Source organism: Erythrobacter litoralis, assembly GCF_001719165.1.
GTDB classification, from domain to species: Bacteria; Pseudomonadota; Alphaproteobacteria; order Sphingomonadales; family Sphingomonadaceae; genus Erythrobacter; species Erythrobacter litoralis.
Window position 1 is genome coordinate 1,072,452 of record NZ_CP017057.1, and the last position, 16,043, is coordinate 1,088,494.

At 65.8% G+C, this 16,043-nt stretch carries 14 protein-coding genes; 10 read left to right on the forward strand and 4 right to left on the reverse strand.

Annotation, left to right across the window (positions count from 1 at the left end):
- Window positions 1–77 precede the first annotated feature (77 nt).
- Window positions 78–1,037, forward strand: coding sequence for a hypothetical protein (locus Ga0102493_RS04975; RefSeq protein WP_034904084.1), 960 nt, complete (start codon window positions 78–80; stop codon window positions 1,035–1,037).
- A gap of 3 nt (window positions 1,038–1,040) precedes the next feature.
- Here Ga0102493_RS04975 and Ga0102493_RS04980 read toward each other — a convergent pair whose 3' ends face one another.
- Window positions 1,041–2,264, reverse strand: coding sequence for an FAD-dependent monooxygenase (locus Ga0102493_RS04980; protein WP_034904082.1), 1,224 nt, complete (start codon window positions 2,262–2,264; stop codon window positions 1,041–1,043).
- Between the two features lie 117 nt (window positions 2,265–2,381).
- Between Ga0102493_RS04980 and Ga0102493_RS04985 the strand changes: the two genes are divergently transcribed.
- Window positions 2,382–4,502, forward strand: coding sequence for a protein-disulfide reductase DsbD family protein (locus Ga0102493_RS04985; RefSeq protein ID WP_051698002.1), 2,121 nt, complete (start codon window positions 2,382–2,384; stop codon window positions 4,500–4,502).
- Here the strand turns inward: Ga0102493_RS04985 and Ga0102493_RS04990 are convergent.
- The 3 genes from Ga0102493_RS04990 to uvrB form a co-directional block, all read right to left on the reverse strand.
- Window positions 4,444–4,968, reverse strand: coding sequence for a hypothetical protein (locus tag Ga0102493_RS04990; RefSeq protein ID WP_034904081.1), 525 nt, complete (start codon window positions 4,966–4,968; stop codon window positions 4,444–4,446). The two genes, Ga0102493_RS04985 and Ga0102493_RS04990, sit on opposite strands and share 59 nt — an antisense overlap.
- On the reverse strand, window positions 4,965–6,464 hold the full coding sequence (locus Ga0102493_RS04995; RefSeq protein WP_034904080.1) for a S10 family peptidase: 1,500 nt from the start codon (window positions 6,462–6,464) through the stop codon (window positions 4,965–4,967). Before Ga0102493_RS04995 ends, Ga0102493_RS04990 begins: the two co-directional genes overlap by 4 nt.
- A gap of 67 nt (window positions 6,465–6,531) precedes the next feature.
- Window positions 6,532–8,727 (reverse strand): excinuclease ABC subunit UvrB, encoded by a 2,196-nt coding sequence (gene uvrB, locus Ga0102493_RS05000; protein WP_034904078.1) that lies wholly within the window; start codon window positions 8,725–8,727, stop codon window positions 6,532–6,534.
- 111 nt (window positions 8,728–8,838) lie between these two features.
- Here uvrB and Ga0102493_RS05005 point away from each other — a divergent pair, with 111 nt between their 5' ends.
- The 8 genes from Ga0102493_RS05005 to Ga0102493_RS05040 all read left to right on the forward strand — a co-directional run bounded on the left by Ga0102493_RS05005 (window position 8,839) and on the right by Ga0102493_RS05040 (window position 15,880).
- Window positions 8,839–9,339 carry a DUF3617 domain-containing protein gene (locus tag Ga0102493_RS05005; RefSeq protein ID WP_034904076.1) on the forward strand — a complete coding sequence of 167 codons (501 nt, stop codon included), beginning with the start codon at window positions 8,839–8,841 and terminating at the stop codon, window positions 9,337–9,339.
- Window positions 9,340–9,371: 32 nt separating this feature from the next.
- Window positions 9,372–9,947: a DUF3617 domain-containing protein gene (locus tag Ga0102493_RS05010; protein WP_051697999.1), complete on the forward strand. Its 576-nt coding sequence runs from the start codon at window positions 9,372–9,374 to the stop codon at window positions 9,945–9,947.
- 118 nt (window positions 9,948–10,065) lie between these two features.
- On the forward strand, window positions 10,066–10,854 hold the full coding sequence (locus Ga0102493_RS05015) for an esterase/lipase family protein (RefSeq protein ID WP_150132510.1): 789 nt from the start codon (window positions 10,066–10,068) through the stop codon (window positions 10,852–10,854).
- A 119-nt stretch (window positions 10,855–10,973) separates the two neighbouring features.
- Window positions 10,974–12,425, forward strand: a complete 1,452-nt coding sequence (locus tag Ga0102493_RS05020; protein ID WP_034904074.1) for a circularly permuted type 2 ATP-grasp protein — start codon at window positions 10,974–10,976, stop codon at window positions 12,423–12,425.
- 28 nt (window positions 12,426–12,453) lie between these two features.
- Window positions 12,454–13,398 carry an alpha-E domain-containing protein gene (locus Ga0102493_RS05025; RefSeq protein WP_034904073.1) on the forward strand — a complete coding sequence of 315 codons (945 nt, stop codon included), beginning with the start codon at window positions 12,454–12,456 and terminating at the stop codon, window positions 13,396–13,398.
- A 9-nt stretch (window positions 13,399–13,407) separates the two neighbouring features.
- Window positions 13,408–14,229, forward strand: a complete 822-nt coding sequence (locus Ga0102493_RS05030) for a transglutaminase family protein (RefSeq protein WP_034904070.1) — start codon at window positions 13,408–13,410, stop codon at window positions 14,227–14,229.
- 88 nt (window positions 14,230–14,317) lie between these two features.
- Window positions 14,318–15,091: a proteasome-type protease gene (locus Ga0102493_RS05035; protein ID WP_051697998.1), complete on the forward strand. Its 774-nt coding sequence runs from the start codon at window positions 14,318–14,320 to the stop codon at window positions 15,089–15,091.
- A 168-nt stretch (window positions 15,092–15,259) separates the two neighbouring features.
- Window positions 15,260–15,880, forward strand: a complete 621-nt coding sequence (locus Ga0102493_RS05040; protein ID WP_034904163.1) for a response regulator transcription factor — start codon at window positions 15,260–15,262, stop codon at window positions 15,878–15,880.
- Window positions 15,881–16,043: the final 163 nt, after the last annotated feature.

Consider the following 16,043-nt stretch of genomic DNA (forward strand, 5'->3'; position numbering starts at 1 on the left):
ATATGATGCACCAAACCTGCGCGGGGCTGTGAGCCGCATCGAGGCCGCGAAGCACCGGGCGCAAGGGACGCGATAGAATGGAATCGAAATACGGGAGCCGCCGCAAGACTTCGCCCACCAGGAGCATCCTGCTGGGCGCTCTGGCGGCCTTCATCCTCGGCGCGCTGCTCGCGGGCTACGTCGTCTGGTACAACATGGACGCCTCGCGCGAACAGCTCGCCGCGAGCTTTCCCGAAGCCACCGCGTCGCCGGACGCGGACCCGACGCTTGCGACCGGCCCCAGCGGCCTGCCGAGCGCACCGCTCTCGCCGAGCCCGAGCCCGCTGGCCGAGGCGCTCGAAAGCGAGGACGCCGAACGCGCCGTCGAGGCCGTGACCCGCGTGGCCGAGCAGCAGGGCGGGATCGATCAGCGCCTCGCCGCCGCCGAGCAGCGCCTTACCCGGCTCGACCTGCAGGCGCAGGCGGCGGCCGGCAATGCCGCACGGGCCGAGGCATTGCTGATCGCGTTCGCCACTCGCCGACTGATCGAACGCGGCGATGAACTCGGCTATCTCGCCGACCAGCTGCGGCTGCGCTTCGGCGATGAGCGGCCCAACGCGGTGAACACGATCATCAATTTCTCGCGCCGCGACCAGCCGATCCGGCTCGACACGCTGATCGCGCGGCTCGACGGTCTGGCTCCGCAATTGCGCAACAACGAAGAGGGGCCGTCATGGGAGCGGTTCAGCCGCGAACTGTCGCAGCTGTTCGTGATCCGGCGCGAAAGCACGCCTTCGCCGCAGCCCACGAGGCGGCTAGAACGGGCTCGCTGGGCGCTCGAACAGGGACGGATCGACAGCGCGATCGAGGAAGTGAAGAACATGCCGGGCGCAGCGAGCGCCGAGGCCTGGATCGAGGATGCACAGCGTTATCGCGACGTGATGATCGCGCTCGAGAACATCGAACGTGCCGCGGTACTCGACCAGCGCGGCCTGCGCGACCGGGAGGGCAATCCGGTCAACCAGCGGAGCCCGGCCGACCCCGGCTCCGACGACTAGCGCTCAGGCGCGCAGGAGCTCGGGAAGATCGCCCGAGACACCGCGCGCTTCGTCCATGAAGAAGGTCTTCAATGCCGGGGTGCGCTGAACCGCCGACATGCCGAGCCGCCGAACCGCGGAAGCGGCCGCGCCTGGCACTCCGAACAGCCGGGTGAGCCCATCGGTCGCGAGCGCGACCATGAAACTGTCGAGCCCGCGCCAGTTCTCGTAACGCTTCAAGAGCTGCGGATCGCCCGGGTCGAGTCCGATCGAGGCCCCGTCCGCGAGCACTTCGACCAATGCGCCGACATCGCGCAGCCCGAGATTGAGCCCCTGCCCCGCGATCGGGTGAATGCCGTGCGCCGCATCGCCGACCAGCGCCAGCCGCTCGTCGGTGATCTTGGCCGTGTGGTGGAAGCCCAGCGGCCAGCTCGAACGCTGCCCGACAGAGAGCACCTTGCCCAGCACGCCGCCCATGCGCTTTTCTACCTCTGCGAGAAAGGCTCGCTCGCCCAGCTTCATGACGCCCTTGCCGTCCTCCTCCGACACGGTCCAGACCAGCGAGGAGCGGTGCGTTCCGTCGGCATCGTCCTGCATCGGCAGCAGCGCGAAGGGACCTGCGGGATAGAAGATTTCCCAGGCGACATTGTCGTGCGGCTTTTCATGGGTCAGCCCGGCGATGATCGCGCGGTGGTGATAATCCCACTTGGCAATGGTGATGCCGGCGTCCTCGCGCGTGGGCGAGCCGCGACCTTCGGCGGCGACCATCAGCCGCCCCTTCAGCTTGCGCCCGTCTGCGAGGCCCGCCGCGACGCCGAATTCGCTGCGCTCGCGCTTCGTCACCTCGGCCTTCGCGACCCAGTTGACGAGCGGCTCAGCCGCGGCCGCTTCGAACAGCGCAAGGCGCAGGCGGCGATTGGGGAACATCCTGCCCAAGGTGCCCTCGTGCGGTTCGGGCTGGAAATCGAGCCTGCCGGGCCGATTCTGGTCGGTCACCGCGATTGAGGAGATGTCGCAGGCGAATTCCTCGAGCCCCTCGGCGATCCCGATATTGGTGAACAGGTGCCAGCTCGCGGTCGAGATCGCCGTCGCGCGGTCGTCAAAGCCCTCGGCGGTGAGCTCTGCCGGGTCGGCGCGGTCGACGATATGGCTCGAGAGGCCCTTCTTCGCCGCGGCGAGCGCCAGCGTCATGCCGACAAGGCCGCCGCCGAGGATCAGGAGGTCACGGGTTTCGTCGTCAGCGCTCATCGTCGTCGTAACCTCTCGAAGCGGTTTGTGTCTGGCCGTTTGTCTTTAGCCCGCGCGCATCCTATCTCGCCCGCACGCGCCCCGGCATCTAGGGGTAAGCGCCATGAAGAGGCAAGATTGTTCGCTGCACCCCGTATTGCCGCTGTTGCATGGCTGAAGGCGCTCGCCGCGCTGTGCCTGGCGCTGTACGCGGCCTCGTCTGCCTCGCAGGACGAACCGCTCGCCGCACCGCGCTTTGGCGACGAGAACATCGCGGTCGAACTCTTCGCCGATGGCCTGCCCGAGCCGGGCGAGGAATGGATGTTGGCGCTGCGCTTCACCCCGCGCTCGAAGGAGTGGCACGGTTACTGGCGCAATCCGGGCGATGCCGGGCAGGGGATGACCCTGAGGCTCGACCTGCCGGATGGCTGGGAGGCGGGCGACGCGCTCTATCCGGTACCCGAGACACTCGTGATCGGCGGGCTGATGAACCATATCTACGAGGGGCGCTATGCCGTGCTGGTTCCGGTGCGCGTGCCGGAGGAAGCTGCTGCCGGGGGCATGCCGCAGGTCCGCGCGCAGGTCGAATTCCTCGCCTGCACCGACCGGGTCTGCGTGCCGCAGGACGCGCTGGTCGAAGCGAGCACGGGCGGCGATTTCGCGCGCTGGCGGGCCGAAGTCGCGCCCCTGATCGATGCTCGGGCGCGCTTCGAAATGTCGGCGGGGGCGCTGCGAATCGGCGTCCCGCTGCCCGCGGAGGTTGATCTGCCCGAGCCGCATGTCTTCATCGGCAACGAACGCCTAGTCGATTACGCCGCGTCTCAGACATTGCGGCGCACGGACGACATGCTGATCGCGGAAATCCCGCTCGACGATTATGGGGAGGGCGCGGGCGATACCGTCTCCGGCATCCTCGCTTTCGGAGCAGGGGCGGGGGTTCGCTTCGAGGCCGAACCCGGTGCGGTGCCCGCTGGCGGCGAGCTCGTCGCTGGTTCGGTCGAGACTGCGACCCCGCCGCTCTGGACGCTCGTTCTCGGCGCGCTCGTCGGGGGGCTGATCCTCAACATCATGCCCTGCGTGTTTCCGATCCTCTCCCTGAAGGCGCTGAGCCTCGCCCGCGCGGGCGAGAGCGAAGCCGCGGCGCGCATCGAAGGCGCTGCCTACACGGTGGGCGTGGTCATCGCCTGCGTCGGGCTCGGCGCGGTCATGCTTGCCCTGCGCGCGGCGGGCGAGCAGGTCGGCTGGGCCTTCCAGCTGCAGGAGCCGGGCGTGGTCGTCGCCTTGCTCCTCCTTGCAAGCGTCATCACTGCCAATTTCGCCGGGGTGTTCGAATTGCCGAGCATCTCGACCGGGGCGGGCGCACGCAAGGGAGCCGGGGGAGCCTTTGCCACCGGGCTGCTCGCCGCCTTCGCCGCGACGCCGTGCACCGGGCCGTTCATGGCCGCGGCGCTCGGTGCGGCCCTGTTGCTCCCCGCGCCGATCGCGCTGGTGCTGTTCGCGATGCTGGGGCTTGGACTGGCGCTGCCGTTCCTGCTGCTCGGCTTCGTCCCCGCACTGCGGCGGCGCCTGCCGAAGCCGGGGGCGTGGATGAACACCTTCCGGCGTGTAATGGCGATCCCGATGGGGCTGACCGCGCTCGCGCTGGTGTGGCTCACGGTGCAACTCGGCGGGCGCGGTTTCGGCCTGTTTGCGCTCATCGCTGTGTTCGGCGTGGTGCTCGCGCTGTGGGTCGTGGGCCGGCTGCAGCAGGCAGGCAAGATGGCCTGGCCCGCTTTCGGCCTCGTTGCCGCGCCGTTCCTGATCTTCGGCGCTTTCGCGCTTCCGGCGGGCTACGAACCGCGCACTGAGCGCATGGCCGAAAGCGTGCTCGATCCCGTCCCGTTCTCGCGAAAGGCGCTGACCACGGCCCGGGCTTCGGGCGATCCCGTGTTCGTCTGGTTCACCGCCGATTGGTGTGTCACCTGCAAGGTCAACGAAAGCGTCGCGATCGAGCGCGAGGCGACGCGCGAAGCCTTCGAGGCCGCGGGCGTCGTCCCGATGGTCGGCGACTGGACCGTGCGCGACGAGGCGATCACGCAATTCCTGTCGGATCGCGGCGCTGCCGGCGTACCGCTCTACCTGTGGTACGAACCGGGCGCTGCCGAGCCCGAACAATTGCCGCAGGTGCTCGGCCCCAGCAGCCTCGTGGAGCGCGCGGCGCTCAGCCGGACTTCGAGCGGCAGCGCTCGATCAGTTCCATCGGAAGCGGGCTCGGATTGATTTCGACCGTGCCCGCGCCGGGCAATGTCGCGATCAGGCGCCGCGGCCCGGAAAGCGGCTCCCATTCTTCGCTTTGCGCGTCATGCGTGCCCTGCCAGATGCGGCGATTGCCGGCCTCGGTCGCATCGACCGGGAGCCTGCCGACATGGCCGTTGCCGACGAGCGCGAACATCGCCTGCGCGCCCTCGTCGGCCGGGCTGATACGGGTGATGGACAGGGTGCCTGCGCCCGCATCGCAGGCGAGTGCGATCAGAGCGGGTTCGCCCGGCACGCCGTACACGATGCGCTCTTCGGCCCTGTCGCTGGGTGCCCACACCGCGCCCTCGGTCTCGGGCGAGGGCAGGGGCGTGGACGCGAAGCTCGGCTCGCTCTCGGGGGCCGAGCGCGTCAGCGTCTCGTCGGTCGGCGGCGGCTTGCAGGCGGCACAGAACGCCGCGAGCAGGCCAAGCGCGAGCGCTCCTTTCATCGGGCCCGGATGAACGCGCGCAGGTCCCGCGACAGCTTGCCGCGATCCTCGTCGCGCACATACATCATGTGGCCCGCATCGTAATAGCGGAAGGTCAGCCGATCCTGCGGGATGCCGGGCCGGTTGAGCGAATATTCCGCGCCGAAGAAAGGCGTTGCGAAATCGTACCACCCTTGCGCGTTGAACAGGCGCAATTCGCTGTTCTGACGCATCGCCTTTCCGATCAGCGGGGCGACGTTGAGATAGGCCCCGCGCCCCTGCCCGCCGAGGCTCCAGTCCCAGTAGCGGCCCGGATCGCGTCCGATCGAATTGTATTGCCGGTCGGTCTCGAAGCCCAGCGTCTCGCGCGCCCAGGAATTGATCGCGGCGGTGTAGCCTGCATCGATGCCGTAGAAGCTCGGGTCGTTGTCGGGATATTCGCCCGCATTGTCGTAATCCTCGCCGGTATAGCGCGCATCGAGCCGCCCGATGGTGAGCCCGCGGTCGCGCAGCAGCTCCTTGTAGAAACGCTGGCTGGTCACGCGCAGGTTCGCCTGTTCGAGATATTGCTCGGAAAGGCCCGTGAGGCGGGAAAGCTCCGCGCGCACGGCGGCGCGTTCGGCTTCGGGCAGGTCCTGACCCTTGAGCAGCGCGGTGGCGAAGGGACCGATCGCGAAGCGGCGTGCCTCTTCGGCGATCGCTTCGACCGATTCCGCTTCGACCTTGCCGTGATAATGGGCCGCCGCCGCCATGTTGGGCAGCGTCACCACATAGGCGAGTTCATTGCCCGGCGTCGGCTCGCGCATGGCGAAATCGAGAATGGTGGAAATCAGGATGAGGCCATTGAGGCCGACATCGTTGTAGGTCGAGCCTTCGAGTTCATCGACGACCATCGCCGTGCGGGTCGTGCCATAGCTTTCCCCGCCGAGATATTTCGGGCTGTTCCAGCGCCCATTGTCGTTGATCCACCGCCGGATCACCTCGGCGACGGCGCGCGCGTCCTGCCTGAGGCCATAATATTTCTCCGGGTCGGTGCCCTTGGTGAGATAGGAATAGCCCGTCCCCGGCGGGTCGATGAAGACAAGGTCGGCGACGTCGAGCAGGCTGTCCGGATTGTCGACGATCGGATAGGGCGGTGCCCCGTCGTCGCGCGCATCGGAGGGTATCGCCACCCGCTTCGGCCCGAATGCACCCATCTGCAGCCAGACGGAGCCCGAACCCGGCCCGCCATTGTAGATGAAGAATACGGGGCGCGAGGTGTCCTTCGGATCCTTGACGTATGAGGTGGTGACGATCACCGCCTCGGGCTTGCCGTCGTCCGACGCGAGCACCGTTTCGCCGATGGTCGCGGTGTAATCGATCCGCTGCCCGCCGAAAGTGCCGGAAAGCTTGCGTGTCTTGACCTGCGGGTCGATCTGCGCGGCTTCGGGCGTGGCGCCATCGTCCTGCGCGGTTAGGGGAGCGGAAAGGGCGAGAAGCGAGGCGGCAGCGAGCGCGCCGATGAGTTTGATTGTCATGGGGCTGCGTGTTGGCAGGCTTGACGCATGGCTTCAAGTGCCCGGAAAGCCGCTATCGACGAACCGCTTACGGCTTGCCGCCCATCTTCTTGTAACGGGTCTTGCCGTATCGGGTCTTGCGCGTTCCCGGCTTGCCCTCGTTCGACCGACCGACGCGCGGCGCCTTCTTTTCTTCGTCGGGCAGGCCGAGTTCGTCCGCTTCGAGCCGGCGGATCTCGTCGCGCAGGCGCCCCGCTTCCTCGAATTCCAGGTTCGCTGCGGCATCGCGCATGCGCTTTTCGAGGTCTTCGATGTAGGATCGCAGGTTGTGACCGACGAGATTGTTGACCTCATCGTCGCCGGTATCGACCGTCACGCCGTCCTGCGAAGCCGTATGCGCGACGATATCGGCGATCTGGCGGCGGATCGTCTGCGGGGTGATGCCGTGTTCCTCGTTGAAGGCCTTCTGCTTTTCGCGGCGCCGGTCGGTTTCCGCCATGGCGCGTTCCATGCTGCCGGTGATCCGGTCGGCATAGAGGATCACACGCCCGTCCACGTTGCGCGCGGCGCGGCCGATCGTCTGGACCAGCGAGGTTTCCGAACGCAGGAAGCCTTCCTTGTCGGCATCGAGAATGCACACGAGCCCGCATTCGGGAATGTCCAGCCCCTCGCGCAGAAGGTTGATGCCGACGAGGACGTCATAGACGCCCATGCGCAGGTCGCGGATCAGCTCGATGCGCTCCAGCGTCTCGACGTCGGAGTGCATGTAGCGGACCCTGACGCCCGCCTCGTGCATGAATTCGGTGAGGTCCTCGGCCATGCGCTTGGTCAGCGTGGTGACGAGCGTGCGGTAGCCCTTGGCCGCAGCCTTCTTCGATTCCTCGATGCAGTCCTGGACCTGGTCCTCGACGGGGCGAATGTCGACAGGCGGGTCAATGAGGCCGGTCGGGCGGATCACCTGTTCGGCGAAGACGCCGCCTGTCTGCTCCATCTCCCACGGGCCGGGCGTTGCCGAAACGCAGAAGGTCTGCGGACGCATCGCGTCCCATTCGTTGAAGCGCAGCGGGCGGTTGTCGATGCACGAAGGCAGGCGGAAGCCATACTCCGCGAGCGTCAGCTTGCGCCTGTGGTCACCGCGCGCCATCGCGCCGATCTGCGGCACCGTCTGGTGGCTTTCATCGACGAACAGCAGGGCGTTTTCGGGGAGGTATTCGAACAGGGTGGGCGGCGGCTCGCCCGGCAGCCGGCCGGTGAGGAAGCGGCTGTAATTCTCGATGCCTGCGCACGATCCGGTGGCAGCGATCATCTCGAGGTCGAAATTGGTGCGCTGTTCCAGCCGCTGGTGTTCGAGCAGGCGGCCTTCGGCTTCCATCTCCTTGAGCCGTTCGGCGAGTTCGAAGCGGATCGCCTCCATCGCCTGCTTCATGGTGGGGCCGGGCGTCACGTAGTGCGAATTGGCATAGACCCGCACCTTGTCGAGGCTCGCGCCCTTCTTGCCGGTGAGCGGATCGAATTCGCTGATCTCCTCGATCTCGTCGCCGAAGAAGCTGACCCGCCAGGCCGTGTCCTCGTAATGCGAGGGGAAGATCTCGAGGCTGTCGCCGCGCACCCGGAAGGACCCGCGCGCGAAGGCGACGTCGTTGCGCTTGTATTGCAGGGCGACGAGCTTGCGGATCAGTTCGCGCTGGTCGACGCTTTCGTCCTTCTTGATGTCGAAGATCATCGCCGAATAGGTCTCGACCGAGCCGATGCCGTAGAGGCACGAAACGCTCGCGACGATGATCACGTCGTCGCGTTCGAGCAGTGCGCGCGTGGCCGAATGGCGCATCCGGTCGATCGCCTCGTTCACGCTCGATTCCTTTTCGATATAGGTGTCGGAGCGCGGCACGTAGGCTTCGGGCTGGTAATAGTCGTAATAGCTGACGAAATATTCGACCGCGTTTTCGGGAAAGAAGCTCTTGAATTCGCCGTAGAGCTGGGCCGCGAGGATCTTGTTCGGAGCGAGCACGAGCGCGGGCCGCTGCAATTCCTCGATCACCTTGGCCATGGTGAAGGTCTTGCCCGAGCCCGTCACGCCAAGCAGTACCTGTGTCTTTTCCCCTTCGCGCGCACCCTCGGTCAGTTCGCGGATCGCGGTCGGCTGGTCGCCCGCCGGCTCGTAGTCGGAGACGAGCTTGAACTTGCGCCCCGGCATCGACTTTTCGGGGCGAGCGGGGCGGTGCGGGGTGAAGTCCTCGCCGGTTTCCGGTTCGTCGAGGCCCCTTCTTATGACAAGCTGGCTCATGCCCACGATATGCGGAGCGCGAGGCAGGTTGTGAAGTGGCTTCCATGCTTCTAGCCTTGCGAGGTTGGAAAAACGCGCCGGGTGCCGGTGCTGAAAGGGGGGATTAAGGACATGAAACTCAACAGCCTTGCGATTGCCGCCGCAGGATTGGGCCTCGCCGCGGCGATCACTTTGCCCGACGCGCTTTTCGCCCAGGTCGATCCGCCTGAAATGCGGCCGGAGACAGGTAAGTACAGCGCCGACATCACCGTGCAGGAGGTCGATATTCCCGGCGCCCCGCCGCAAATGGCGGGCATGATGACAAGGATGATGAGCCGGAAGACGACCTATTGCCTGACCGAGCAGGACGTCGAGGAAGGCTACCGCGCCATCACCCGACGTTCGCAGGGCGAAGGCGGCGAGGATTGCACCTATGATCGCTTCAGCATGGAAGACGGCGAACTCGACGCGCAGATGACGTGCCGCGTGGACGGTCGCACCATGACGATGAACATGGAGGGAACCGGGACGCCCACTTCTTCGGACATCACGATGACGATGAAGGGCGACATGGGCGTGGGGCCCGGATCGATCCGGATGCGCGTGCTCCACAGGCGGCTTGGCCCGTGCTGAGCCGGCGCGCATTCACGAGGGAGGATGGAAGTATGAGAAAAGCGGTAATTGCAGCGTCACTCGCGGCGCTGCTCGCAGCGTGCGGCGGGGAAACCGAGGGCAGCACGGACACCGCCGAAGGCTCCTCGGCAGGTGACGATGCGGCGAGCGGCGGCGATCTCAGCATGGCCGAGGTGGCCGAGCGCGCCCGCGAAGGCACGGTCCGCCCGCAGCCCGGGCAATACCGCTCGCAGGTCGAACTGGTCGATCTCGACATACCCGGTGCGCCGCCGCAGGCTGCCGAGATGATGCGCGGGCAGATGTCGCAGACAACCGAATTCTGCCTCACCCAAGAGGACGTCGAGGAAGGTTTCCGCCAGCTCGCGAGCCAGCCGCAGGGCGGTGATTGCAGCTTCAACAAGTTCGACGTCGATGGCGGCGAGATCGATGCCGCGATGAGCTGCACCAATCCGGGCGGCGGGACGGTCAACATCTCGATGCAGGGCACCGGGCGCGAGACCTCTTCCGAATTCACGATGCGGATGTCCGGCGATCTCGGCGGGACCGGCGAAGGGTCGATGACGATGAAGCAGACGAGCGAGCGGATCGGCGACTGCTCGGCGGGCTGACCCGGCAGGCTTCGATGACCGAAACCAAACGCTTCACCGGGCATTCAGTCGGTGGAGGTATGAAGCTTGCATGAAATCGAATGCCCTTCTTGATGGTCTTCACAAGATCGCCTCGCGCATGGCGGGCGAGAACGGGGCGCAGGACGCCGACCGCGAATGGCGGCTGACCCTTCCCGAAAGCGAGTTGGCGCGCCGGATCGCGCTTGCGCGGGAGGATTATCCCGAGGAGGAGCATGGCAAGCCCCCGCTCGCACGGCTCCTGGGAGAGTTCGATTTTCTTGCCGAGCCGTTCCGGCGAATGGTGCGCACGATCCCGGTGGAGCCATGCGATCGCCCTCGCACGGTCATGATCCTGCCCGGCTTCGCCACGCAGCCCCGGCGCATGCGCTACATGGCGCAGCATCTCGAGCGGGCCGGCCACACCGCCAAGCGCTGGGGGCTCGGTTTCAACTGGGGGCCGAACGAGGCCAAGTTCGAGCGGTTAGAAAAGCGCCTTCTCGACCTTCACGAGCGTGCTGGCGAACCCGTGGTGCTGCTCGGCTGGAGCCTCGGCGGGCTGTTCGCGCGCGAGCTTGCCAAACGCCACCCGCACGCGGTCGCCAAGGTCATCACGATGGGTTCGCCATTTTCCGGGTCTCCAAGGGCCAACAATATGTGGCGGGTCTATCAGTTCATCACCGGGCACCGGGTCGATCAGCCGCCGATCGACGTCGATCTCCAGGCCAAGCCCCCGGTCGAGACGGTAGCCATCTGGAGCCCCAATGACGGCGCGATCGCCCCGCGCAGCGCCGCAGGCTTTCCCGGCGAGCGCGACCGCGCCATCGCGCTGCGCTGCACCCATATGGGCTACACCTATTCGCCCGAAGCAATCCGCACCGTGCTAGCGGAATTGCGCCGCACCGACTGAGCGCTCCGGCACGGGAATTCCCAAGCGCCCTTTATTTTTCGCTGGGTGAGGCTACACTGACCTTCGCGGGCGCAGCATGATTGCGCGCCTGCCCGATCGAAGATCCATCCGGGGGGTGAATGACGGCCGAGGCGCAGCAACAATCCGTCCATTTCGACGAGATGCACGATGCCGAGGGCAATACGCGCGAAGCCTACCGCGATTATTGTGACTGGTATCTGGGGCAGGAACAGGCCTCGCTGCGCCGCAAGGACAAGGAGGCGGACGACACCTTCCGCCGCACCGGGATCACTTTCAACGTCTACGGTGAGGATGAGGCGGAAGAACGCCTGATCCCGTTCGACATCGTCCCGCGCATCATCACGGCGGCCGAATGGCGCCGCCTCAGCCGCGGGATCGAACAGCGGGTCAGGGCGCTCAATTCCTTTCTCTACGACATGTATCACCGCCAGGAGATCGTGCGCGCAGGCCGCGTGCCCGAAAGCCTGTTCCGCCATAACGAGGCGTGGCTGCCCAACATGGTCGGCTTTACCCCGCCTGGCGGGATCTACACCCATATCGTCGGGATCGATCTCGTGCGCACGGGGCCGGACGAGTTCTACGTGCTGGAGGACAATGCGAGGACGCCGTCCGGGGTCTCCTACATGCTGGAGAACCGCGAAACGATGATGGCCATGTTCCCGGACCTGTTCAGCCGGGTTCCGGTCGAATCCGTCTCCGACTATCCGCGCCGCCTCGCCCGCAGCCTCGCCGCCTGCGCGCCCCACGGCCGGGGCAGCGGACCGGGCGGCAAGCCGACGGTCGCGGTGCTGACGCCCGGCATCTTCAATTCGGCCTATTTCGAACACGCCTTTCTCGCCGACCAGATGGGCGCCGAACTGGTCGAGGGCAGCGACCTGCGCGTGGTCGAGGGCAGGGTGCAGATGCGGACCACGCGCGGCTACAAGCCGATCGACGTGCTCTATCGCCGGGTCGACGACGACTACCTCGACCCGCTCAGTTTCAATCCCGACAGCGTGCTGGGCGTGCCGGGCATCATGGACGTCTATCGCGCGGGCGGGATCACCATCGCCAATGCGCCGGGCACGGGGATCTGCGACGACAAGGCGATCTATTCCTTCATGCCCGACATCGTCGAATTCTATACCGGTGAGAAACCGCTTCTGCCGAATGTGGAGACATGGCGCTGCGCCGATCCCGACAGCCTCGCCTACGTGCTCGACAACCTCGAGGAACTTGTGGTCAAGGAGGTCCACGGTTCGGGCGGCTATGGCATGCTCATCGGCCCGACCGCGACCAGGAAAGAGGTGGCGGAATTCCGCAAGAAGCTCGAGGCTGCGCCCGACAACTACATCGCCCAGCCGACGCTCTCGCTGTCGACGTGTCCGATCTACACGAAAAAGGGTCTGGCCCCGCGCCATGTCGATCTTAGACCTTTCGTGCTCGTCAGCCCGAACGGGGTCGAGATCACGCCCGGCGGTCTCACCCGCGTCGCGCTGAAGAAGGGGTCGCTGGTGGTCAATTCCTCGCAAGGGGGCGGGACCAAGGATACTTGGGTGCTGAAGGACTGATGGGGCCGATGAAGGGAGATCCGCGCGCATGCTAGGCCGGATGGCGAACGCCTCCTTCTGGATGTTCCGCTATCTCGAGCGGGCGGAGAACACCGCGCGCCTGATCGAGGCGGCGCTGCGCATGGCGCTGACCAAGGATTTCGCCACGGCTGAGGAGGAATGGCGATCGGTCATCGCGACGCTCGGCCTGACCGCGCTCTACGAGATGGAGCACGACGGATATGACGGCCCGCGGGTCTGGAATTTCGTGCTGCGCGACCGGGCCAACCCGGCGAGCGTGCGGGCCATGTTCGGGGCGGTGCGCAACAATGCCCGCGCGGCGCGGACCTGCATTTCGAGCGAGGTCTGGGAAGCGGTCAATGAAAGCTGGATGGAACTCGACCGGATGCTTGCCCGCCCGGTCAGCCAGGGCGCGCTTGGCGACGTGGTCACGCTGATCCGCCGCTCGGGGGCGCAGGTTCACGGGGCGGTGGACGGCTCGATGCTCAGGAACGAGGGCTTCCATTTCGCCCGCGCGGGCACGTTCGTGGAGCGTGGGGAATCGACCGCGCGCATCCTCGACATGAAATATTTCCTGCTGCTGCCCTCGCTTTCCTATGTCGGATCGAGCCTCGATTCCGGGCAATGGGATCAGGTGCTGCGTTCGGTCGCCGGGGCGCGTGCATACAGCTGGCTCAATGCCGGAAACATCGATGCCCGCGGCATCGTCGAGTTCCTGGTGCTGGATGAGCGTTTCCCGCGCAGCCTTGCCTTCTGCCGGCTCGCCCTGCGCCGCACCTTGTCGGCGCTCGCCCGGATGCATGGCCGCGAAGGGCACAGCGACGAATTGATGGCCGAAGCCGAGGCGCGGTTCGAGGCGCTCACGGTCGATGACGTGTTCGACCGCGGGCTGCACGAATTCCTCGTCGACTTCATGCGCCGCAATGCCGCGATCGCCGAGGCGATCATCGACGACTACCGCTTTCTGGCCTAGGCTGCACCCATGCGTCTCTCGATCCGGCACACGACTCACTACGCTTTCAGCCAGCCGGTGGTGCATGCCTTGCAGCGCCTGCGCCTCACCCCCAAGGAAACGCAGGGCCAGCAGATCCTGCACTGGGACATGGAATACGACAACGCCCATCCCGAACTTCACTACGACGATCAGAATTTCAACCACGTCACCCTGATTGCCGTCGAACCGGGCGCAAGCACGGTTACGGTCACCTGCCAAGGTGCGGTCGAGACGCAGGACCATTCCGGTGTCATCGGCCATCATGCCGGACATCTTCCGCTGTGGAGCTTCATGGGGCAGACCCCGCTTACCCGGCCCGGCCCGAAAGTGCGCGCCCTGATACGCGATCTTCCGGCGCCCGGCGAAGACGACCGGCTGCCCTTCCTCCACGCATTGTCGAACCGCATTCGAGAGGAAGTGTCCTATCAGACCGGCGCAACCACCGCGATCACCACCGCCGAGGAAGCCAGCGCCCACGGTTTCGGAGTGTGCCAGGATCATGCCCACATCTTCATCGGTGCCGCGCGCGCGGCGGACATTCCGGCGCGCTATGTCAGCGGCTACCTGATGATGAACGACCGGATCGAACAGGACGCGACACATGCCTGGGCCGAGGCGCATATCGAGGGGCTGGGCTGGGTCGGCTTTGACATCTCCAACGGGATCAGCCCCGATCCGCGCTATGTCCGGGTCGCGACGGGGCGCGATTATCGCGACGCCGCACCGCTGACGGGGATCAGCTTCGGATCGACCGAGGAATTGCTCACGGTCAATGTCGCGGTTGAACAGCAGAAGCAAGACGAGCAGTAGGACCGCGCATCGGTGGGAACACCGACCGGTAGAGACAGGCTGCGCGATCTGCGCTAACCGCCCCTCCTCGACAACGGAGACCCCTTGAATGACCTATTGCGTCGGCATGGTGCTCGAACGCGGCCTTGTCCTGATGAGCGACACCCGCACCAATTCGGGCGTCGACAACATCTCGACCTTTCGCAAAATGTTCCACTGGCAGGTGCCGGGCGAACGCGTGATCGCGGTGATGTGCGCGGGCAATCTCGCCACGACACAGGCCGTAATCAGCCAGCTCGAAGAGCGCACCAAGGAGCCCGACGAGCGGGACAATTCGCTGATCCGCGGGCGCACCATGTTCAACGTCGCGACGGAGATCGGGCGCTTGCTTCGGTCGACCATCGAAGATGCGCAGCGCAGCAACGGGGAGGCGGGCAAGGGCCGCTTCACCGCTTCGATGATCCTCGCCGGACAGATCAAGGGCATGCAGCCGCGCCTGTTCATGATCTATCCCGAGGGCAATTTCATCGAAGCGAGCTGGGACACGCCCTTCTTCCAGATCGGGGAGACGAAGTACGGTCGCCCCATCATCCTGCGCGGCTATGAGCGCGACATGCGTTTCGAGGACGCGGTCAAGCTGCTGATGGTGAGCTTCGATTCGACCATCAAAGCGAACCTGTCGGTCGGCCTTCCGCTCGACCTGCTGGTGATCGGCAAGGACGAATTCGCCCCGCTTCACCAGTACCGGGTGACGGGTGACGATGCCTTTTTCGAGACGATCTCGTCGAGCTGGGGGGCAGCGCTGCGCTCCGCGCTCGACGCGCTGCCGTCCTACAGTTTTGATTCGCCAGGCGGCTCCGAACGTGACCGCGATGTCGATTAGGGACTTCGCTTAGCCCCCTCATTCACCATGAAACGGCGATATCGTATTCGTTTCGGATGAATTGGAGGGCGGAATTGCATGGTTTCGGCGTATGGTTAAGCCGGTATTGCTCCGTATCGGGGTAGGTCTCGCGTGAAATACCGGGCGGTCTGTTCAATCACGATGGCCATGACACGCAAAGCCTCACTCCACTTCATCGACTCCTCCAGCCGACACCGCGCTGAACTGGCCCGGGTCGGGTTTTCGCTCGGCCACCATTCGGAGGTGTACGGCGACATGTCGGAGCTTTCCGTCCACCCGCCGCGCGAAGGGATCATCATAGCCCGCGACACCGCCGAAGAGGGCGGGGTGGCGATGCTGCTCGAACGATTGAGCCGGCTGGGGATCTGGCTCCCGCTGATCGCGGTCGATTTCCAGCCGAGACCGGGCCGCATCGTCGAGGCGATCAAGGCAGGTGCGCTCGACTATCTCTCGCTTCCGCTCGACCCCGAACGCTTTGCCCGCTGTCTCACCCGGATAGAGAAGGAGGCCGAGGTATTCGGAGCCCAGCGGCGCCGCATGATAGAAGCGCGGGATCGCATCGCGAGCCTTTCCCAGCGCGAGCGCGAAGTGCTCGACTGGCTGGCCGAGGGATCCAGCAACAAGGTGATCGCCCGCGAGCTCGACATCAGCCCGCGCACGGTGGAGATCCATCGGGCCAACATGATGAGCAAACTCGGCGCCCGTCACTCCGCCGAAGCGGTGCGGCTGAACCTCGAGGCCAAATTGGAGCCACGCATTCGCGCCTGACCGTCCGGAGCCGCACGTGCCTCGCAGCTCCCCCTCAAGGCGATGCAGGTGCGGACGATGGGGGCCTTCGTCCGTCCCCAGGCCATCTCTCCAGGCCTGTCCGACGGCCCCGACCCGAGCGGGTTGAGATTGGCCCGCCGGTTTCGATCTGGCCGCCTTTTTC